Annotated in this window: 25 protein-coding genes; 13 read left to right on the top strand and 12 right to left on the bottom strand. The window is 71.9% G+C overall.

The window, feature by feature from the left end:
- Nucleotides 1-509 precede the first annotated feature (509 nt).
- Entirely contained in the window at nucleotides 510-953 is a 444-nt protein-coding gene (locus tag BM093_RS31230) for a hypothetical protein (RefSeq protein WP_143105630.1), read from the top strand.
- Between the two features lie 11 nt (nucleotides 954-964).
- Nucleotides 965-2,008, top strand: a complete 1,044-nt coding sequence (locus BM093_RS31225; RefSeq protein ID WP_093355584.1) for an ABC transporter ATP-binding protein — start codon at nucleotides 965-967, stop codon at nucleotides 2,006-2,008.
- A gap of 36 nt (nucleotides 2,009-2,044) precedes the next feature.
- On the opposite strand, the gene BM093_RS31220 is transcribed toward BM093_RS31225, so the two are convergent.
- The 3 genes from BM093_RS31220 to BM093_RS31210 form a co-directional block, all read right to left on the bottom strand.
- A complete protein-coding gene (locus BM093_RS31220) occupies nucleotides 2,045-3,304 on the bottom strand; it encodes an NAD(P)/FAD-dependent oxidoreductase (protein ID WP_093355600.1) in 1,260 nt (419 codons plus the stop codon).
- A gap of 62 nt (nucleotides 3,305-3,366) precedes the next feature.
- Nucleotides 3,367-4,530, bottom strand: coding sequence for a PucR family transcriptional regulator (locus BM093_RS36350; protein WP_093355582.1), 1,164 nt, complete (start codon nucleotides 4,528-4,530; stop codon nucleotides 3,367-3,369).
- 106 nt (nucleotides 4,531-4,636) lie between these two features.
- Entirely contained in the window at nucleotides 4,637-5,209 is a 573-nt protein-coding gene (locus BM093_RS31210; RefSeq protein ID WP_143105629.1) for a TetR/AcrR family transcriptional regulator, read from the bottom strand.
- 30 nt (nucleotides 5,210-5,239) lie between these two features.
- Between BM093_RS31210 and BM093_RS31205 the strand changes: the two genes are divergently transcribed.
- Nucleotides 5,240-6,439: an MFS transporter gene (locus BM093_RS31205; RefSeq protein WP_245773924.1), complete on the top strand. Its 1,200-nt coding sequence runs from the start codon at nucleotides 5,240-5,242 to the stop codon at nucleotides 6,437-6,439.
- Nucleotides 6,440-6,455: 16 nt separating this feature from the next.
- Nucleotides 6,456-6,635: a hypothetical protein gene (locus BM093_RS31200; protein WP_143105628.1), complete on the top strand. Its 180-nt coding sequence runs from the start codon at nucleotides 6,456-6,458 to the stop codon at nucleotides 6,633-6,635.
- A gap of 26 nt (nucleotides 6,636-6,661) precedes the next feature.
- Here the strand turns inward: BM093_RS31200 and BM093_RS31195 are convergent, their stop codons facing one another.
- The 3 genes from BM093_RS31195 to BM093_RS31185 form a co-directional block, all read right to left on the bottom strand.
- Nucleotides 6,662-6,967 carry a DUF3040 domain-containing protein gene (locus tag BM093_RS31195; RefSeq protein WP_093355571.1) on the bottom strand — a complete coding sequence of 102 codons (306 nt, stop codon included), beginning with the start codon at nucleotides 6,965-6,967 and terminating at the stop codon, nucleotides 6,662-6,664.
- Nucleotides 6,968-7,045: 78 nt separating this feature from the next.
- Nucleotides 7,046-7,252 (bottom strand): hypothetical protein, encoded by a 207-nt coding sequence (locus BM093_RS31190; protein WP_093355568.1) that lies wholly within the window; start codon nucleotides 7,250-7,252, stop codon nucleotides 7,046-7,048.
- A gap of 219 nt (nucleotides 7,253-7,471) precedes the next feature.
- On the bottom strand, nucleotides 7,472-8,386 hold the full coding sequence (locus BM093_RS31185; RefSeq protein ID WP_093355565.1) for a dihydrodipicolinate synthase family protein: 915 nt from the start codon (nucleotides 8,384-8,386) through the stop codon (nucleotides 7,472-7,474).
- Between the two features lie 235 nt (nucleotides 8,387-8,621).
- Here BM093_RS31185 and BM093_RS31180 point away from each other — a divergent pair, with 235 nt between their 5' ends.
- On the top strand, nucleotides 8,622-9,362 hold the full coding sequence (locus BM093_RS31180; RefSeq protein ID WP_093355561.1) for a hypothetical protein: 741 nt from the start codon (nucleotides 8,622-8,624) through the stop codon (nucleotides 9,360-9,362).
- A gap of 87 nt (nucleotides 9,363-9,449) precedes the next feature.
- Here the strand turns inward: BM093_RS31180 and BM093_RS31175 are convergent, their stop codons facing one another.
- Nucleotides 9,450-10,331: a phytanoyl-CoA dioxygenase family protein gene (locus BM093_RS31175; protein WP_093355556.1), complete on the bottom strand. Its 882-nt coding sequence runs from the start codon at nucleotides 10,329-10,331 to the stop codon at nucleotides 9,450-9,452.
- Between the two features lie 204 nt (nucleotides 10,332-10,535).
- Here BM093_RS31175 and BM093_RS31170 point away from each other — a divergent pair, with 204 nt between their 5' ends.
- The 7 genes from BM093_RS31170 to BM093_RS36345 all read left to right on the top strand — a co-directional run bounded on the left by BM093_RS31170 (nucleotide 10,536) and on the right by BM093_RS36345 (nucleotide 13,513).
- On the top strand, nucleotides 10,536-10,919 hold the full coding sequence (locus BM093_RS31170; RefSeq protein WP_093355552.1) for a hypothetical protein: 384 nt from the start codon (nucleotides 10,536-10,538) through the stop codon (nucleotides 10,917-10,919).
- Nucleotides 10,920-11,324: 405 nt separating this feature from the next.
- Nucleotides 11,325-11,492, top strand: coding sequence for a 50S ribosomal protein L33 (gene rpmG, locus BM093_RS31165; protein ID WP_093355547.1), 168 nt, complete (start codon nucleotides 11,325-11,327; stop codon nucleotides 11,490-11,492).
- On the top strand, nucleotides 11,492-11,734 hold the full coding sequence (gene rpsR, locus BM093_RS31160) for a 30S ribosomal protein S18 (RefSeq protein ID WP_093355540.1): 243 nt from the start codon (nucleotides 11,492-11,494) through the stop codon (nucleotides 11,732-11,734). Before rpmG ends, rpsR begins: the two co-directional genes overlap by 1 nt.
- A gap of 3 nt (nucleotides 11,735-11,737) precedes the next feature.
- On the top strand, nucleotides 11,738-11,974 hold the full coding sequence (gene rpmB, locus BM093_RS31155; protein ID WP_093355535.1) for a 50S ribosomal protein L28: 237 nt from the start codon (nucleotides 11,738-11,740) through the stop codon (nucleotides 11,972-11,974).
- The gene (gene rpsN / locus BM093_RS31150; protein WP_093355529.1) at nucleotides 11,974-12,279 is read left to right on the top strand and encodes a 30S ribosomal protein S14; all 306 of its coding nucleotides are present in this window, start codon (nucleotides 11,974-11,976) and stop codon (nucleotides 12,277-12,279) included. Before rpmB ends, rpsN begins: the two co-directional genes overlap by 1 nt.
- A 123-nt stretch (nucleotides 12,280-12,402) precedes the next feature.
- Entirely contained in the window at nucleotides 12,403-12,525 is a 123-nt protein-coding gene (ykgO, locus tag BM093_RS31145) for a type B 50S ribosomal protein L36 (RefSeq protein WP_093355520.1), read from the top strand.
- 535 nt (nucleotides 12,526-13,060) lie between these two features.
- On the top strand, nucleotides 13,061-13,513 hold the full coding sequence (locus BM093_RS36345) for a hypothetical protein (RefSeq protein WP_093355516.1): 453 nt from the start codon (nucleotides 13,061-13,063) through the stop codon (nucleotides 13,511-13,513).
- Between the two features lie 2 nt (nucleotides 13,514-13,515).
- Here the strand turns inward: BM093_RS36345 and BM093_RS31135 are convergent, their stop codons facing one another.
- Together BM093_RS31135 and BM093_RS31130 are read right to left on the bottom strand one after the other, a co-directional pair.
- On the bottom strand, nucleotides 13,516-15,144 hold the full coding sequence (locus tag BM093_RS31135; RefSeq protein ID WP_093355507.1) for a flavin-containing monooxygenase: 1,629 nt from the start codon (nucleotides 15,142-15,144) through the stop codon (nucleotides 13,516-13,518).
- Nucleotides 15,145-15,186: 42 nt separating this feature from the next.
- Nucleotides 15,187-16,083 carry an SMP-30/gluconolactonase/LRE family protein gene (locus tag BM093_RS31130; RefSeq protein WP_093355502.1) on the bottom strand — a complete coding sequence of 299 codons (897 nt, stop codon included), beginning with the start codon at nucleotides 16,081-16,083 and terminating at the stop codon, nucleotides 15,187-15,189.
- Between the two features lie 129 nt (nucleotides 16,084-16,212).
- Here BM093_RS31130 and BM093_RS37660 point away from each other — a divergent pair, with 129 nt between their 5' ends.
- A complete protein-coding gene (locus tag BM093_RS37660; RefSeq protein WP_245773923.1) occupies nucleotides 16,213-18,090 on the top strand; it encodes a sigma-54-dependent Fis family transcriptional regulator in 1,878 nt (625 codons plus the stop codon).
- Between the two features lie 68 nt (nucleotides 18,091-18,158).
- On the opposite strand, the gene BM093_RS31120 is transcribed toward BM093_RS37660, so the two are convergent.
- The 3 genes from BM093_RS31120 to BM093_RS31115 all read right to left on the bottom strand — a co-directional run.
- Nucleotides 18,159-18,428 carry a type II toxin-antitoxin system Phd/YefM family antitoxin gene (locus BM093_RS31120; RefSeq protein WP_093355494.1) on the bottom strand — a complete coding sequence of 90 codons (270 nt, stop codon included), beginning with the start codon at nucleotides 18,426-18,428 and terminating at the stop codon, nucleotides 18,159-18,161.
- Between the two features lie 91 nt (nucleotides 18,429-18,519).
- Nucleotides 18,520-18,660, bottom strand: coding sequence for a hypothetical protein (locus tag BM093_RS36340; protein ID WP_177238814.1), 141 nt, complete (start codon nucleotides 18,658-18,660; stop codon nucleotides 18,520-18,522).
- Between the two features lie 189 nt (nucleotides 18,661-18,849).
- Nucleotides 18,850-19,144, bottom strand: a 295-nt coding sequence (locus BM093_RS31115) for a transposase (protein WP_177238813.1), incomplete at its 5' end; no start/stop codon positions are given.

The raw sequence follows: 19,144 nt of genomic DNA, 5'->3' as shown, positions 1-19,144 counted from the left end.
GCGCACCGGTGCCGCACCGCAGGTCATGGCTGCGCTACGGAACCTGGCGATCAGCCTGCACCGTCTGGCCGGCGCCACCAACATCGCCGCCGCACTACGACATCACAGCCGCGACGCACTGCGGCCCCTCCAGCTCCTCAAGATCATCTGACTTTGCCGACCCCCTGGAGCCCACGGAGACGACGAACGAGACAACCGATTCGGTCACCGAACCGGATACGACGTCGACGAAGAGCGCCCCGGCCGACGCCGACCGCGACACGGCGGCGGCCGAGCCGAGCAACGCCGGCGGGAATGCACGGCCCGGCGACAGCGCCGATGATGCCGACGGCGATATGGGCCGCACCCACGCCCAGGGGCCGGGGGGCGACGGGCGGAGTGCGGATGCCGGAGACCGGCCCGGAGTTGGTTCCCGGATCGTTGCGGTCCTGACCGCCCCGCTGCGGGGTTTCCGGCGCCGGTTGGAGCACCGGCCGCGGCGAGTGCTGACCGAACTTGCGGTCGCCGTCGTGGTCTGTGCGCTCCTGGCCGGTGGCCTGTGGGGCTTCAGCGCGATGAGCGCTTCGAGCGCCGCGGGACGGGCCGACGCCGTGGCTGCGGCCCAGCGGACGACCACCGCGCTGCTCAGCTACGACCCACAGGGCGTGAACGGACTGGTCGACCGCGTGAGCGGGGACCTCACCGAGGCGTTCCGCACCGATTACGGCACGCTCATCAGCCAGGTCATCGCGCCGGCCACCGAGCAGCAGCAGGTCACGACCGAGGCCGAGGTGGTCGGGACGTCGGTCATCCCGGAGGAGACCGGCGGTGATCGCCTGGTCGCGCTGTTGTTCGTCAACCAGACGACCCGTGCTGGTCAGGAGGGCGCCCCCCGGATCGCCGGGAGCCGGGTCAAGGTCACGATGGACGACGTCGACGGGCACTGGCTCGTCGCCGACGTCAAGCCGGTCTGAGGAGGACGACGGTGACAGGCGTCGAAGTGAAGGTCGAGGGGCTGACGAAGTCCTTCGGCCCGGCCAACATCTGGTCGGACGTGACGCTGACGCTGCCTGCGGGTGAGGTGTCGGTGCTGCTGGGCCCGTCGGGTACCGGGAAGTCGGTGTTCCTCAAGACCCTGATCGGGCTGCTGAAGCCGGAGAAGGGGTCGATCATGATCCACGGCACCGACCTGGTGCGGTGCAACGAGTCGACGCTCTACGAGATCCGCAAGCTGTTCGGGGTGCTGTTCCAGGACGGTGCGCTGTTCGGGTCGATGAACCTCTACGACAACATCGCGTTCCCGTTGCGTGAGCACACGCGCAAGAGCGAGACCCAGATCCGCGACATCGTGTTCGAGAAGATGGAGCTGGTCGGGCTGCGGGGTGACGAGAACAAGCTGCCTGGTGAGATCTCGGGTGGGATGAAGAAGCGTGCCGGGCTGGCACGGGCGCTGGTGCTGGAGCCGGAGATCCTGCTGTTCGACGAGCCGGACTCGGGTCTGGATCCGGTGCGTACGGCGTATCTGAACCAGACGATCATTGATCTGAACGCGCAGACCGACTCGACGTGTCTGATCGTCACCCATGACATCAACACGGCGCAGACGGTGCCGGGCAACATCGGGCTGCTCTACCGCAAGCACCTGGCGATGTTCGGGCCGCGGGAGCAGCTGCTGACCTCGGAGGAGCCGGTGGTCGCGCAGTTCCTCAACGGCCGGCGGCAGGGGCCGATCGGGATGAGTGAGGAGAAGGACTCCGCGCAGGCGGAGCGGGAGATGGCCGAGGCCGGTGAGCTGGAGGGGTTGCCGCCGCTCAAGCCGCAGCTGGCCGCCTCGCCGGGGATGCCGGACCGGCAGGCGGTGCACCGGCGCCGGGAGCGGGTCGAGGCGATGATGCACGAGCTCCCGGAGCCGACGCAGCGCGCGATCCGGGAGTCCTACGATCGCGCGCCGGAGCCGATGGTCACCGGCCCCCGGCACACACTGGCGGAGGACCCGCCGACCGACGTGTACCCACGGATCCGGGACTGAGCAGCGCGGAACCGCTGCGCTGTCGCCGCCGGAACGTCAGCGCAGCGGGTCGAAGCTGCGCAGCACCGGGTCGGTCTCGCCGTGCAGGATCTGGCGGGCGAGCAGCCGCCCGGTGAGCGGGCCGAGCGCGACACCCCACATGCCGTGCCCGCCGGCGACGTGCACGCCCGGGGTGCGGGTGCGCCCGACGAGGGGGAGGCCGTCGGTGGTGCAGGGGCGCGAGCCCACCCACTCGTCGCGGCGGGCGGCGAAGTCGACGCCGGTGAACATCGGCCGCGCCGCCTCGGTGATCGCGTCGACGCGGCGGGGGTCGAGCGGGTCGTCGGGGTCGCGGAACTCCATCATCCCGGCGACGCGCAGGCCGTCCTCGGGGCCGCCGAGCGGGGTGCAGGCGATCCGCTGGGTGGGGAAGTAGATCGGGTTGCGGGGGGTGGAGTCGGGCTGGACGGTGAAGCTGTAACCGCGCCCGGCCTGGACCAGGCGCCGGACGCCGTGTTTGCGCGCGAGCCGGCCCAGCCAGGCCCCGTTGGCCAGGACGACGTGGTCGGCCTCGATGGCGTCACCGTCGGCGAAGTCGACGCGCGGCCGGCCGCCGTCGCCGTCGACGCCGGTCACGACGCGTCCGGTGACGATCTCGCCGCCGGCCGTCTTGACGGCGTCGGCGAGGGCGTGGACGAACCGGCCCGGGTTGATGAACCGCTGCCCCTCGATCTGCACGCCGCAGCGCACACCGGGGCCGAGCGCCGGTTCGAGCTCGTGCACCGCGGCGTCGTCGAGCAGGGCGTAGTCGGTGCGTCCGCCGTCGGTGTTGACCCGGCGGAACTCGGCGAGCAGTCCCTCGCGGTCGGCCTCGCTCGCGAACGCGGCGAGCATCGGCGACGCCGCCTTGATCGGCTCCTCGACCCCGGCCTCGACCGCATCGGACAGCTCGTCGTAGGCGGTCAGTGCGGAGGCGTTGGCGGCGATGAACACCTGCAGCGCCTGGCGCCACTTGCGGTCGGTGCAGTGCCGGGCGAACCCGACGAGGAAGCCGAGCAGCTTCGGGTCCAGCCGCGGTGGGACGTAGACCGGCGACTTCGGACTGAGCAGAGCCCGGATCCCGGTCGCCAGGATCGCCGGCTCGGGCAAGGGCAGGGTCAGTGCGGGGGCGAGCCAGCCCGCATTGCCCCACGACGACCCGGCCGCGACCTCGCGCCGTTCCACGACCGAGACCTCCGCCCCGCCGCGCTGCAGGTGCCACGCGGTGGCGAGGCCGACGATGCCGCCACCCACCACGACGATCCGCTGAGTGCCCATGTACCGCAGTGTGCGCGTGATCACGGGTCCGCGCCTGTGGTGGTTCGGCCACACCGCGGTGGTCAGGGTTGTGGGATCCCACAACCCTCGTCGGAGCGCCGGGCGGCCAGGTGGGCCATCAGCGCGAGCCGGGTGGCCGCGTCGTCGGGATCGACCTCGCACGCCACCCGGACCCGGTGCAGGCGGTTGCGGATCGTGTTGGGGTGCACGCGAAGGATCTCCGCGGCGCGGGCGACGCTGCCCGCGGCGGACAGGTAGGCGTCGACGGCGGGGACGAGCTCGGTCCGGTGCCGGGCGTCGTGGCGCTCGAGCCGCACCAGCGGGCTCGCCTCGGCGTGGGTGTCGAGGAAGCCGCGGACCCGGTCGACGAGCACGTCGGCGAACACCTCACGCAGCTCGGCGACCCGGGTGCCGGGCCTGCGCCGGAGCAGCACCGTGGCGACCTCGGCGGCGGTGGCGGCGGAGCGGGGCAGGTCGTGGGCCGGGACCGCGTCGCCGATGCCCGCCACGAAACCCGTCCGTTCGGCCACCCGTTCCACGAAGTCGGTGAGGATCCGGCGCCCCGACGACGCGGCGAGCACGCCGTACAGGGTCTCGTCGCGGACCGCGCAGACCGAGCGCGGGGCGACCGCGTTGAGGTGCAGGGTCAGCGCGCTCGCCACCCGCTCGAGCCGGCCCGGGGTGCTGCCGCGGATCGCGACCGCCGCCAGCTGCCCCGGCAGCGCCGCCTCCCCGGCCTCGCGGACCGCGGTCTCGCCGCCGGTGAGCAGCCGGTCGAGCCGGTCGGCCCGCACGCGGTGGGCCTCGTCGGACTCCCGGCGCGCCGTCCGCAGGTGCTCGGCGACGGCCGGGACGGTCGCGCGCAGCGCCGCCTCCTGCTGCGCGGTCGGGGCGCCCTCGGTGACGGCCCAGATCGAGCCGAGCAGCTCGCCGTCCCCGCGCACCGCGATCACCGCGCGCGGGAGCATCTCCAGTTCGGACAGTTCGACCACGACCACGTCGTCCGAGACGCGCAGCCGATCGAAGACCCCGGCCCGGTCCAAGGCCCGCCGGACCTGCATCGGGACCTGCCGGTTGAGGATCGTGTCGACCCGTGTCCGGTCCGCGCCGGCGTGATCGCCCGCGTACGCGACGACCACGGTGTCCGGGTCCTCGATGGTGATCGGGCAGCCGAGCAGCTCGGCCAGGTCGCGTGCCAGCCCGAACAGGTTGCTCTCGCCGGACATGGGCCCCCCAGGAGGAAACGACGCGGAGCTGACGCCGAGGTACTGCGCAGGCCGTGCCGGGTGGCCGACGGCACGCGCGGATCCTCCCACGAGGCTGTGACCAGCCCTACCCCGCGGCGTTCGCGGCCAGCACCTGCGCCGCGGACGCCCGGGCGACGTCGGCGGCGGTCGGGTCCTGCTCGAGCATCGCCGTGGTGATCGCGCCCTCCATGAGCTGGACGATCTGGCGCGCGACGAACTGCGGGTCGGCCACCCCGCACTCGGTCACGAGCTCGGCGACCCACTCGCGGGTGCTGGTCTTGTGCTCGAGGACCGCCTGGTGGGCGGGGTGCTGCGGATCGGCGAGCTCGACGGTGGCGTTGACGAACGCGCAGCCCCGGAAGCTCGGCGTGGCGAACCAGTCGCGCAGCGAGTCGAAGATCCCCAGGACCCGCTCGGTCGCCGGGTCGTCGTCGGCGAGCCCGCTGCGCAGCCGGTCGCGGTAGCGGGCGTCGACGAACCGCAGGCAGGCAAGGATCAGGTCGTCCTTGGTGGGGAAGTGCTTGTAGAGCGTCATCTTGGCGACGCCGATCTCGTCGATCAGGGTGTCCACCCCGAGGCCGGTCCCGCGCTGGTAGAAGAGCCGCGACGCCTCCTCGACGATCATGTCCCGCTTGTTCGGCCGTGGTCGACGGTTCACGTACCCACCTCCGCTCCGTGGGCGGTCCAGGTGCTGGGACTCGCGGTGTGGTTCTCGGTCTCGGCCGTCGTGCCGAGCCTGCGGCAGGACTGGGGGATCAGCACCGCAGGCGCCGTGTGGCTCACCGGCGCCACCCAGCTCGGCTTCGTGGCCGGTGCGATCGCCTCGGCCGTGTGGAACCTGGCCGACCGGATCGCCGCCCACGTGCTGCTGGCCGTCAGTGCCGCCGCGGCCGCGCTCTGCACGGTCGGGCTCGCCCTGTTCGCCGACGGCATGGGCAGCGCGCTGCCGCTGCGCTTCCTCACCGGGGTGTGCCTGGCCGGGGTGTATCCGGTCGGGATGAAGCTGATGGCGTCCTGGGCGCCCAGCACCGGCCGGGGCCGGGCACTGGGTGTGCTCATCGGTGCGCTGACCCTCGGGTCGATCATGCCGCAGCTGATCAGCGGTCTGGGTGACCTGCCCTGGCAGGCGGTCCTGTTCGTCGCGTCCGCGATCGGCGGGGTCGGTGCGGTGGTGGCCGCGCTCGTCGTCCGGCCGGGCCCGCACCTGCCGGGCCGCTGCGTCCCGCACCCGCGCTACGCGCTCACGATGTTCACCCAGCGCGGACCGTTGCTGGCCAACCTCGGCTACTTCGGACACATGTGGGAGCTCTACGCCCTCTGGACCTGGCTGCCCACGTTCCTGCTCGCCGCCCCGGCCGCAGCCGTGCTGCCGGGATCGGTCGGGCTGGTCGTGTTCGTGACGATGGGTGTCGTCGGCGTGCTCGGCTGCCTGCTCGGCGGGGTGGCGGCCGATCGCTGGGGCCGCGCCCCGGCCGCTGTCACCGCGCTGGGGGTCAGCGGGACCTGCTGCCTGCTCTCACCCGTCGCCTTCGTCGCCGGGCCGACCGTCCTGGTCGTGTTCTGCGCGGTCTGGGGCGCCTCGGTGATCGCCGACTCCGGGGTCTTCTCCACCTCGTTGAGCGAGACCGCCGACCCCCGTTTCGTCGGGACCGCGCTGACCGCGCAGACCGCGCTCGGATTCGCCCTGACGGTGCTGAGCATCCAGCTGGTGCCGCTGCTCGCCGACGCCGTCGGCTGGCAGTACGCGTTCCTGCTGCTCGTACCCGGCCCGCTGCTGGGTGCCCGCGCCATGCAGCTCTTCGGCACCCGGGTGGGGGCGAGGACGTCCGGTACGGCCGCCGGCGCCGACGTCGACCTGGCCGAGCGCGGGGTCACTGGCCGTGCGTGAGGCCATCCTCCGGGCCGTGCGCGAGCTCGTCGTCGAGAACACCGCGAACCCGACTCTGGACGAGATCGCCGCGGCCGTCGGTGTCACCACGCGCACCGTGCAGGACTACTTCACCTCCAGCGTCGCGATCGAGATCGCACTGATCGCCCACCTCGACCCGCAGGTCCGCACCGGCCCCCGGGCGTGGCACGGCTGAGCGACCCGGATCGGCGGCAGGGGTGGCTACGGGGAGCTGTCCGCGGTGCCGCGACCGTCCGGCCGGTGCTCGGGTTCGCTCGCCAGACGCCTGCGGCGCAGCAGCCGGGCGAGCGGCCACGCCGAGACGGCCGCGATGACGAGGGCGTGAGCCGGCAGTCCGAGCAGCACCAGACCCAGCACGACCACGAGCCCGGCCACCAGTACGGCCCCGGGGAGCCCCCAGACCCACCACCGCTGCGGGCGCTCGAACCGGCGGACCAGTGCCGGACTCGTCGTGGTGAGGTGGCGCTCCATCTCGTCGAGCAGCTGCCGGTCCCGATCGTTCAGCATCGTCGCTCCTCCTCGCCGTACTTCAAGCACGCCGTAGTTCAAACCACGCCGTACTTCCGTCCCGCCGCCGGGGGCGGGTCAGCTGCGCGCCGCGGTCTCCGTGGCCGGCCGGTCCCGGTTCTCGGTCACCCCGGAGACCCGGCCGATCCGGACGCCGGCGAAGTCGACGACCTCGCCGCGCTCGGTCACGCGCCCGATGTGGACGCCCGCGTGATCGGTCACCTCGCCGTTCGCGTCCGCACTGCCGAGCCGGACGCCACCGAAGTCGTTCACCGAGCCCGTCATCGCCGGCCCTCCGCCCGATTCGGGGGCGCCGTCGTGGGCGGCGGCGCCCGTCGCTCCGACCGTGGCAGGTGATCCGGCTGGCGGACAGGGCCGTCCGGCCCGGTCCGGGGTGGCGGGCACCGCCCTCGGCGGTCTGTCGATGTCGGCGCAGGATTCCCCGGGTCGGATCATCCGAAACCCCGGGCCGGGGCAGCGGTCCCCGCGGTGGCCCGCGAGAGCTCAGGCCCGGCCGGGCGGCTCGGACAGCTCGGGGGTGAGTTCCTCGACGACCGCGGCCACATGCCGACGCGCCTCGGCGGGCAGCGGCAGCAGGGGCCGGGGCAGGTTCGGGGTCCCGATCAGGCCGGCCTGCTCGGCGATGGCGGACACGACACGGAGGCTGCCGTGGCGGGCGAACAGCTCCCACAGCGGCGCGAGACGATCGGAGAGCCGATGGGCGCCGTCGTCGTCCCCGGCCCGCGCGGCCCGGGTGATCGCCAGGCACACCTGCGGCCACAGGCCGCCCAGCACGCTGTACCAGGCGTCGCACCCGGCCAGCAGTCCGCCGGCACCCGCGGGGTCGCCGCTGACCCCGATCGTGACGCGGTCGGGCAGCACGGCCCGCAGGCGCGCCACCCGGGCGCGGGCCTGCGCCGGCTCCGGCGGCGTCGCGGGAATCTTGATCGAACCGACCGCGGGCAGCTCCGCGATCCGGCCGTGCAGCTCGTCGGAGAAGACGACGTGGGTGGTCCCCGGGTTGTCGTAGACACACAGCGGCACCGAGAGCTCGGCCGCCACGTCGGCGTAGAGGCCGTACACCTCGTCGTCGGTCAGCGGCTGGTAGGACACCGGCGCCAGCAGCACCGCCGCCGCGCCGGCCCGCTGCGCGTCCTCGGCGTGCCGCAGCACGTCGGCGGTGCGCAGCGCCCCGATCCCGACCAGGACGGGGGTGTCCCCGGCGGCCCGGACCGCGACCTGCGCGACCCTGCGGCGCTGCTCGCGCGAGAGGTAGGCGTACCCGCCGGTGGAACCCAGCGCGCCGATCGAGTCGACCCCGGCCCGGTCGAGCCGGGCCACCAGCTCGGCGACGGCGGACTCGTCGACCCCGTCCTCGTCGGTCGGGGTCAGGGGGAAGGCGCTCAGCCCGTGGAACACGTTCGGCTCTCCAGTCCTGTCGCGTGACGCCGACCGTATGCCCGACCACGCCGGCGCGGTGCCGGGGCGTGCGTGCCGTGGCGTGCCGTGGCGTGCCGTGGTCGCGGTTCCGGGAGCGGACAGTGCGGGGACAGCGGGCTCCGTAGCGTCGTCCGGAGAAACCGGGTGCGTGTGGTGCCACCCGGGCGGGGAGGGTGACGCGGGCGTCGGCGTCACCGGGAGAGCGGGGGCGCACATGCGGGAGTGGACGTATCCACTGCTGTTCGTGGTCATGACGGCGTTGTCGGTCGTGGTCCTGGTCATGGGCGAGGTCGGGATCGGCGGGGCCGGAGTGGCCCTGTTCGGGGCCGGGGGAGTCGCCTACGTGGTGCTGACCCGCGACAGGAGCCGGCCCGCGGAACGGTCCGGGAGCTCCGGGGGTACGCGGCACGGCACTCTGCCGGGACTGAACCGCTACACGGCGGCAACCGGCGGGCTGGTGTTCGTGCAGTCCACGGTGGCCGTGGGTGCAGGCCTGCTCGGCTCGGCCGGGTTCGTCGTGGCCGGGCTCGTGATGGTGACGGTGCCGGCGCCGATGGTCGCGCTCGGGGGAGTGCTCGCCGTCGCCTTCTTCGGGATGACGCTCGTCGTGTGCGCGACCGCGCTGCTCCGTCGCATCGGGATCGTGCTCGTGCCGGACGGCGTCTACCTGCGCACGCCTGCCGGGAGCGCCTGGGTGCGGTGGGAGGACCTCGCACGCGTGCAGGTCGCCGACGGGGTGCGGTTCGTGGCCGCGTCGCCGGAGCGGACGGTCCTCACCGGACTCGACCGGGCTCTGCACGGGATCAACCGGCGGCGGTTCGGGATGGACGTGGCCTTCCCCGGACGGTTCCTGCGCAGTTCCGACGACGTCGTGGTGGAGACGATCAGTGGTGTCCTGCGTGATCCCGCCTCGCGTCCCGCACTGGCCGATCCTGCCCACCGGGACGCCCGGTAGGCGCTGTTCCGGGGTGGGCCGCTCGGCGGCGGTCGCCCGCGCCGGCGCCGGGCGCCGCGCGGACGGTCCGCCGCCGGGCGGGCCCGGTCAGCGGCCGGCGGTCGTGGTCTCGAGGTCCTCGACGCGCAGCGGGGCGAGGTCGGAGACGCGCAGGAAGTCGCCCAGCGTCGTACCGGTGGCGCCGCTGTCGACGTTGCGCGGGCCCCGGCCGGCACGCACGTCGTCGATGTTGATGGTGCGCAGGTCGTAGGAGAACCGCGTGACGCCCGAGGTGTTGGGCGCGGAGGCGTGCAGGTGGTTCGAGGAGAAGATGAACACGTCACCCGCCCCGCCCGCGACACGGATCTCGCCGCGGCTCTCGAAGTCCTCCAGCGGCAGCGGGTGCGGACGGTCGTCCTTGGCGATCTTCTCGTTCGCCGCGAACCGGTGGTTCGAGACCCACTCGTCGTAGTCGTAGGCGTTCGACCCGTTCTTCACCGGCTTGTCGAAGAAGTCGGTGTACATGCTCATGACGTTGCCGCCGACGACGGGGAAGACCGGCGTCCAGTAGTTCACGAGCTGCTGGGGGTGGCCGTACCACATGTCGCGGTGGGCCTTGTAGTTGTAGCTGACACCGGCGGTCAGGAAGTCGTCGGCGGGGATGACCCGCAGCCGTGGGATGTCGAAGTAGGTCCGCTCCGGATCCATGTCCAGGTCGAGGGCGAACTGCCGGCACAGCTCCTTGGTCCGCTCACCGTTGGTGAACTCGGCCTTCAGCGGGCCGACCCGGCGGACGAACTCCTCGACGCCGATCTCGAACTGGGCCCGCTCCGGGTCGAGACCGGCGAAGGCCTCCGAGATCAGGTCCTTGGCATGGTCGACCAGGCCGAGCGGACCCGGCTTGCCGCTGTAGAGGTAGAAGTCCCCGGCGAACAGGGATTCCCGCCGCTCGTCGTCGGTGACCTGCCGGTTGAGATAGACCGTGATCATTCGCCCCTGCTCCTGAGGTCCGCAATAGCTATTGCGGACCGGAAGTTACCAGTCGCCGGAGCGGGTTCGCGATGGGGTGCCGGGTTCGCGGCCGCGCGACCGTCCCGGTGACGACGGGCGCGTCACCGGGACTTTCAGGCTCCTTTCAGCATCGTTGTGGTCGGATGACCGGTTCCGGCAGGACATGACCCGAGTGGAGCGCGCGTGAGCCAGAGCGAGGAGCCGGCGGTGCGCGCCCTGCGCGAACTCCGCGAGCAGTTGGCGGCGACGATCGGCGACCTGGAGACGGCCGCCGAGCGCCTCGCAGAGCTCGCGGAGCTGCGCACCGCCGGGCGTTCGTGGTCGGAGATCGTGCTCGACGAGGACCGTCCGCTGATCGTCGAGACGATCACCCAGGCTCTCGACGACCTCGGTGCGGTCGGCAGCCGGTTCCGCCGCGAGGAGGCCCGCGCCCTGCACCAGGAGGAGATGAGCATCAGCCGGATCGGTCAGCTGTTCGGCGTGAGCCGGCAGCGGATCTCCGCGCTGATCCACGGCGGGCCGCCCGCGGACCGGCCCGTGCGGGCGCCCGCCGGCGACGACGGCTGACACTTCGTTCCGGCAGGCCTCCGCCGGGAGTTCTGGCGGCACGAGCCGGGGCCGACGTGTCGTTGAACTGCCACACCGCGTGGTGGCCGTAGGTGTGCCCGGCTGCCCCGCCCCCGCACCGATCAGCAGGCCCGATGCGCATCGAGTGCGGTGGAGAAGCCCTGCCCGGGTTCCCAGCGGTACGGGTGCTCCTCATGGATCGGCTCCCTCGCCACAGGCGAAATCGTGAAGGTCGTCGTGGAGGCCGGCGTCGAGCTCCCGCACTCGCGTGACCGTCGGCTCCGCGCCCTCGCGCGCGGTCCCGCACGCGACCACCACCTTCGGTCATGACGTCCTCCCGGAAGCAGGCGTGAGCACGGTCGGTGTAGCCTAAACGAAAATGATTCCCATGTTGGAGGAGGACTGATGGCGAAGACCACCGACGTCCGGCCGATCGTGAAGCTGCGGTCGACCGCCGGGACCGGGACGACCTACGTCACGCGGAAGAACCGCCGGAACGACCCGGACCGGCTGGTGCTGCGCAAGTACGACCCGCGGATCCGCGGGCACGTCGAGTTCAGGGAGGAGCGCTGATGGCAGGCCGGAGCAGGCCGCTGCGCGCACCGCGCCGCAAGCCCAACCCGCTGACCGCGCGGGGTATCGAGCAGGTGGACTGGAAGGACGCCGCGCTGCTGCGCACCTTCGTCTCCGACCGCGGCAAGATCCGCGCCCGGCGGGTCACCGGACTCACCCGGCAGCAGCAGCGTCAGGTCGCCACCGCGATCCGCAACGCGCGCGAGATGGCCCTGCTGCCCTACCCGAATGCGGGGCGGTGAGCCGTGGCCCGTCGCTGCGAGCTGACCGGCCGCGAGCCGGGGTTCGGGAAGTCGGTGTCCCACTCGCACCGCCGCACGAGCCGGCGGTGGGACCCCAACGTGCAGACCCGGCGCTACTGGTTCGCCGAGGAGAACCGCTGGGTGCGGCTGACCCTCTCGGCGAAGGCGATCAAGACCGTGGACCGGATCGGGGTCGCGGCCGCGGTCGCGAGGATCCGGGCGAACGGGGTGCGTGTCTGATGGCCACGACGGGACAGATCGCCAAGAACGAGCGGCGCAAGAGGATCGTCGCCCGCTACGCCGCGCGGCGGGCCGAGCTGAAGGCCGTCATCGTGCGGCCGTCGGCCACCCCTGCGGAGAAGGCGGCTGCGGCGGCCGAGCTCCGCCGGCAGCCGCGCGACGCGAGCGCGACCCGGGTCCGCAACCGCGATGCGGTCGACGGCCGCCCGCGCGGGCACCTGCGCAAGTTCGGGGTGTCGCGGGTGCGGCTGCGGGAGCTGGCGCACGACGGTGCGCTACCCGGGGTGCGCAAGTCCAGCTGGTGAACGCGTGCTGACGCGCACGGAGCCCCGGTTCGGCGCCTGGAAGCGGGGGAGAGGACGGCGCAGGCCGGTCAGCGGAGAACACGCTCGGCAGTCCGGCGCTGCCGCTCCTGTGAGGAGGTACAGATGAAGGTGCGCAACTCGCTTCGCTCCCTGAAGAACAAGCCAGGGGCGCAGGTGGCCCGGCGTCACGGAAAGGTCTATGTGATCAACAAGAAGAATCCGCGCAACAAGGCACGTCAGGGATGACGAGGCCGAGCTGCGCGGCAGCCACCTCGACCGACAGCATGCAGGCCGTCGCGGACGAGGCACGGGCGGCGGCGGTGCGCTGGGGGCACTCGATGCCGGGCACCCCACCCATGGCCTGCTGCGATGAGGCCACGAAGCGACTGTGTGCGGAGTTCGGGCGCAGCAGGACGCGGGCGACGGTGTCGGACACGGTTGCGCACAGCTACTGGATTCTGCGCCAGGGTGGTGCTCCGGAAGGAGCGCTACCGGAGCTGGTCGAGAGACTCGCGCGGGTCCATCTCGTGCCCGGGCCGCTCCCGTCCTGACGCCGACCGCCGCTGATCCGGGTGGGCTGTCGGCGGCGATCCTGTACCGGGCGAGGACAGCACGGTCGTGGAATCCGATAGCGGATCAGCCGCGAGCTGTTCGCGACCACGGCGACGCTGCACGCGTTGTGCAGGATCGCCGCCACACCGGCGACAGCGCCCCGACGGCGGAGACCAGCAGCCCGGCGGCGTTCACGGCGATGGACATGCCGTAGTTCTGCCGGATCAGGGTGATCGAGCGCCGGCCCCGGTCGGCGGCCCTGCGGCTGACCGTCACACCTTGCGCGCAGCAGCTCGCGGGAACCGATGAGCAGTACCCGGCGATCGGCCTGTACTCGCATGCCCTGGTCGAGCAGCACCTCACACTGCTCGTGCGGCGGAATCTCGATCCGCCGCTCGACCGGATGCCCTTGGGCCAGGGTGCCGGTCTTGTCGAAGATTCGCTGCGCCGCCGGGCGATCGTCGAGCTACTGACCGGAGCCACGACACGGACATGGACCCGCCTGGCCGACTGCAGCGAGATCGAGGTCGACATTGACGACCTGGTGCTCGGCGACGAGGTCGTGGTGCACGAACTCGCCGCTGCCGACCGTCGGCCGGTCGGACATCTGCGCCGGCGGTCACCGGGAGCCCCGGGGCCGATCGCTGTGGCGACCGGCCCCGCCCCCGAGCGCCTGCGCTGATCTCAGGCGATGGTGAACCCGGCGTACCCCTCGGCCTTGGCGTCGGCGAACTGCTGCCGGTAGGACGGCAGCCCACCCGGGTAGTTGAGACTCTGGATCGCCTTGCCGGGGATGTTGGCGCCCATGTACCAGGACTTGGCCAGCGGGAACAGCGTCGGTTCGACCAGACCGGCGACGTGCTCGCTCCACGTCCGGTCCGCCTCGGGAGTGGACTCGATGCGGGTGTGCCCGTTGCGCAGCAGGTGGTCGAGGGTCTCCACGATCAGCTCGCCCTGGATCTCGGCGCAGGTCGGGCCGTTGCAGAAGCCCGAGGGGCTCTGCGGCCCGTAGACGAACAGCATGTTCGGGAAGTTCGCCGTGGCGATGCCGAGGTGGGCGTCGACGCCGCCGGCCCACTGGTCGCGCAGCAGGGTTCCGTCGGTGCCGCGGATGTCGAGCTGGGTCAGGCCACCGGTGACCGAGTCGAACCCGGTGGCGAGCACGATGAGGTCGAACTCGCGCTCGGCACCGTCCGCGGTGCGGATCCCGGTGGGAGTGAGGGTGTCGATCGGGTTCTCGGAGATGTCGACCAGGTGCACGTCGTCCTGGTTGAACACGTCGTAGTAGTTCTGCTCCAACGACGGTCGTTTGACCCCGAACGGGTACGGCGCCTCCATCGGCGCGAGCGTGTCGGCGACCTTCGGGTCGTCGATTCGCGCGCGGGTCTTGTCCCGCCAGAACGCGTACGCGTGATCGTTGGCCGCCGGATCGAACAGGGTGTCCTGGAAGATCGCCAGCCAGAACCGGAAGCCTCCGGCCGCCCAGATGCGTTCGTACTCCGCGGTGCGCTCCTCGGGAGTCAGGTCGACGGCGTTGCGCGGGATGAAGTCCATGTCGAATCCGGCGAAGGTGTCGCCGCGGTAGGCGAACCGCTCCGGCAGGCCGGCCTTGATCTCGTCCTGGTCCTGCGGGGTCAGCGTGCGCTGACCCATGCGGATGGCCAGGACCGGTGTCCGCTGGAACACGGTGGTCTCCGCCGCGTCCCGGGCGCTCTCCTGGACGACCTGCACACCGCTGGCGCCGGTGCCGATGACGGCGACCCGCTTGCCGGTCAGGTCCACGCCCTCCTGGGGCCACCACGCTGTGTGGTGGCACTCGCCCCGGAAGGACTCCAGGCCGGCGATCGGCGGCACGTAGGGCTTGGCGGCGAAGCCGAGGCAGGGCACGAGGAAGGTACAGCGTGCCGTGCGTCCGTTCGCGGTGTGCACCACCCACTGGTCGCGTTCGGTGTCGAACTCGGCGCCGGTCACGCGGGTGTCGAAGCGGATGTCCTTCTTGACGTCGAGCTTCTCCTCGAGATGGTCGAAGTACTCCCGGATCTCGCTCCAGCCGGGGTAGAGCTCGCGGAACTCCCAGTCGCGCCAGAGGTCCTTGTAGGAGAACTGGTAGAGCGGCCCCTCGGTGTCCACCCGGGCGCCGGGGTAGCAGTTCCAGTACCAGATCCCGCCCAGGCCCGATCCCGCTTCATAGATCTTGACCGAGTAGCCGAGATCGCGCAGCCGGTCCAGCTGGTAGATGCCGGCGAATCCGGCTCCGATCACGAGGACGTCGAGTTCCTCGACAGCGGCAGTGGTGTCGGCGGTGGCGGTCATGATTCTCCTCGCTTCGGTGCGATGGTCAGGGATGGCGGGGGTTCACGGGGTGCCGGCGTGCGGCACGTCGACGGTGGTGGACACCACCCGGCCGAGGGTGGTGGTCGCCCGCTCGCCCTCGTCGAAGTTCGGGGCGACGCACAGGAACAGCGTCCGGCCGTCGTCGCCGCCGAGCATGCAGGCGAACACGCCCTCGTCCCCGGTGCTGATCTCCTCGAGGACCTCGCCGCCCTCGGCCACCCGTACGCAGCGGTGCCCGATGGCGTCGGCCACCCAGAGCGCGCCGTCGGCGTCGAGGCAGCTGCCGTCCGGGCCGATGGAGGCCGCCGCGACGAGCTGCCCGACGTCGTCGGTGCCGGGCAGTGTCCCGAAGTGGGCCCAGTCCCGGCGCGGTCCGAGCTCGCCGCCGGCCCCGATGTCGAACGCGGAGATCCGGTTCCCGAACGTCTCGCACACGATCAGGGTCTTCCCGTCCGGGGTGATGACCGAGCCGTTCGGGAACATGAGGTCCTCGGCGGCGACCGAGACCGTGCCGTCCGGGTCGACCCGGGTGAGATCCGCCGTGCGGAACGGGGCCCCGCCCATCAGGTCGAAGCCGAAGTCGCCGACGTAGGCGCGGCCCCGGCCGTCGACCACCATGTCGTTGACGTGCCCGCCGGTCGTTGTGGTCAGGTCGGCGTGCTCGACCAGTTCCCCACGCTCGAGCCGAAGGAGCTTGCGGTCGCGCATCGAGACCACGAGCAGGGTGCCGTCCGGGAGCCAGCCGAGCCCGGAGGGCTGGGCGGGAACCGTGACGATCTCCTCTGTCTTCCCTTCGGGGGTGACCGCGACGACCGTGTGCGAGTAGAAGTCGGAGAGCCACAGGCGGCCGTCGTGCCACCTCGGGCCCTCGAGGTAGGTGAAACCGTCGACGACGGGGGTGAGCAGTCGGTCGGTCACGTCTGTTCCTCTCGTCGGGATCGGACGAGAGGAACTGTGCGGCGGGCGTGACCCCGGCCACTGTCCCAGTTCGCTACACACCCGGCGCCGTGTCGCGAAATGGGACAGTGCCGTGGGACACGTCCCTGGTTGGCTTCGTCGCCTACCCTGGAGCAGGCCTTCGTCGACGGCGAGGAGGCGACGATCGTGCCCGAGCGACCTGCGGCCGCGCTGCGCGCGGAGCGTGAACGGATGCTGGAGAGCGGGATCGCCGCGGACGGCGCCGTGCCCCCCTTCCGCGACGAGATCATCACGTCGTGGCGCCGCTGCCGGATGGTCGGCATGACCCCGACCAGCGAGGACGTGCCCTACCGGCCCGAGTTCGAGCGCCCCAACCGGTTGCTGCGCGCGGCCGGCCCGGTGATCGACCGCCTGGCCGAGCAGATGGGTGGCGGGCCCGCGTCGATCCTGCTCGCCGACTCGGAGGCGCAGATCATCGACCGCCGGGCCGGTGCCCGGGCCCTGGGAGAGGCGCTGGACCGGGCGATGGTCGCCCCCGGGTTCCACTACGCCGAGGAGTTCACCGGTACCAACGGCATCGGCAGCGCACTCGAGGCACGCAAGCCGTTCGTCGTGTCCGGCTCCGAGCACTACCGGGAGAACCTGCAGGAGTTCACCTGCATCGGGTCGCCGCTGCGGCACCCGATCAGTGGTGTGGTCGAGGGCGTCCTGGATGTCACCTGCCGGGTCGGTGAGGCCCACGAGCTGATGAAGCCGCTCGTGCTCGCTGCCGTCCGCGAGATCGAGTCGCGGATGTATGCCGACGCGTCGCGGCGGGAACAGATGCTGCTGGAGCGGTTCCTGCGTGCCGGTCGGCGCTCGGGCACCGCCGTGCTGTCGTTGAACGAGGACGTCGTCATGGCGAACACGGCGGCCTCGGCGCTGCTCGACGTGTCCGACCAGGCGAGCCTCTGGGAGTGGGCCTGTCGCATGCTGGGCACCGGTGACGAGTGCACCGGCGAGGTCCGGCTCGCGGGCGAGGTCGTGGTCGACGCCCGCGCCACCCGGATCGGCGACCGGGACGGCACCGCCGGGGTCCTGGTCGAGATGCGTCCGGCGGCCCGGGCGGCGGGGGACCGGGCGCCCGCCGGCGGGCCCCGGGCCCGGCGTGCGCGCCGGGCGGATCCGCGCGGCGACGTGCTGCCCGGCCGTAGCGTCGCCGCCGGCCGGCTGCGCGACGACGTCGACGCCGTCGCCGACGACGACCGGCCGCTGCTGCTGCGTGGAGAGCCGGGCACGGGCAAGCTGTTCGTCGCCACGCATCTGCACCGCAGGCGGGGGCGGCAGGAACCGCTCACCGTGCTCGACGCCCGCACCTCCCCGGACGATCCCGCGACATGGTTCCGCAGGCTCACCTCCGGTGTCGACGGCGGTGGCACCGTCGTAGTGCGTCACCTCGACCAGCTCGTCCCCGAGCTGGCAGGACGGGTCGAGGCACTCCTGGAGGTGCCGGCGGGGGCGAGGGTCGTCGCGACCGTCCGCACCCGTGACGGTGGCTCCCCGGCCGGCCGGACGCTGGACCACTTCCCGGTGTCGATCACGGTGCCGCCGTTGCGCTACCGCGGTGAGGACATCGCCGACCTCGCGCCGGTGTTGATCGGCGCGCACACCGCCCGGCGGCCCGCGCCCCGCCTGCTGCCCGCGACGCTGCGGACGCTGTCCGGGCTCGACTGGCCCGGCAACGTGCGCGAGCTCGGGTCCGTGCTCGCGACGGCGGTGACCCGGTCGCTGGGCTCCGACATCGCCCACGAGCACCTTCCGGCCGAGTACCGCGACAGCAGCAACCGGTCGGGGCAGGCGTCACTGCAGCGCGCCGAGCGCGACATCCTGCTCGAGGCGCTCGCCGAGACCCACGGCAACAAGCTCGCCGCGGCCGAGCGGCTGGGGATCGCGCGGTCGACGCTCTACCGCAAGATGCGGATCCTGGGGATCGACGAGAACCGCCTGCCCGCCTTCCGGCCGCGGTGACCGTCTACGTCATCGTCCCCGGTAGACCTGGCGACAGGCACGACGGTGAGCTGGTAGGTCATGCTCGTCTACAGGCCGAGGTCCGCCTTGGCGGTGTCCCACGGGACGGGTGTCGCCCCGGTCTCGGCCATCTCGCGGCGGGCTTCGGCGGCGGCGCGGATGTCGGCGGTGTCCTCGGCCATCTCGATCAGGCGCTGGAGGTCCTCGGCGTCGATCACCGCGGCGACTCGTCGGCCTCGCCGGGACAGGAAGACGGGCTGATGCTCGGCACGGACTCGGTCGATCAGGGACGCCAGCTGCTCCCGTGCCTCGGACACGCTCAGCTCGTCGGAGCTCATGTATCGAATGTACGTCTGGTGGCTCGGATGGACAGAGCTCACTCGTCCCGGTGGAAGGGTGCCTGGTGCTGCGCGAGTATGAGATAGCAGGTCAGAACGGGGGCGGCACGTCGTCGGGTACTGCCGGGTCGTCGACGCTCTGTGCGGTCCCGGATTCGGCCGTGACCCCGGGTGCGGCCGGATCGGCGGCCTCGGTGTCGCCGGGGTCGGTGTGGCCGGGATGTTCGGGCATCGGGTCGGTGAAGTGCCGGTAGTCGTAGGGCCAGGTGGTTCGACGGTGTCCGGTGGGGCTGATCCAGGTCAGCGACTTGTCCGGTCCGGTGATGACCTGCCAGCCGGGTGCGTCCTTGAGTTTGTGGTCGTGTTGGCGAGCCTGTCACGATTCCCGTGTAAGCCACGGGTGACTAATGCCGTTAATGTATCACAGAGGAAGTCGTCCGGGGAAGAGGACGACCAGCGTGTTCAGAGCCGTTTTCCAGCCGTGTGTTCCAGTTCCGGATTCACCTCCCCTTCTGCTCGAGATGTTCCGGAGTCCGAGGTAGAGTAGCTTCATCGCTGCCTCGTCGGAGGGAAAGTGCCCGCGGGTCTTGGTGATTTTCCGGAGCTGGTAGTTGATGGATTCGATGGCGTTGGTGGTGTAAACGATGCGCCGCAGTTCCGGTGGGTAGTCGAGGAACGGGATGAAGTCGTTCCATGCGCGGCGCCAGACGTCGATC

This window comes from Pseudonocardia ammonioxydans (genome assembly GCF_900115005.1).
GTDB lineage: Bacteria > Actinomycetota > Actinomycetes > Mycobacteriales > Pseudonocardiaceae > Pseudonocardia > Pseudonocardia ammonioxydans.
The sequence above is the reverse complement of the archived record's forward strand: the minus strand, read 5'-3'. Positions and strand labels throughout refer to the sequence as shown.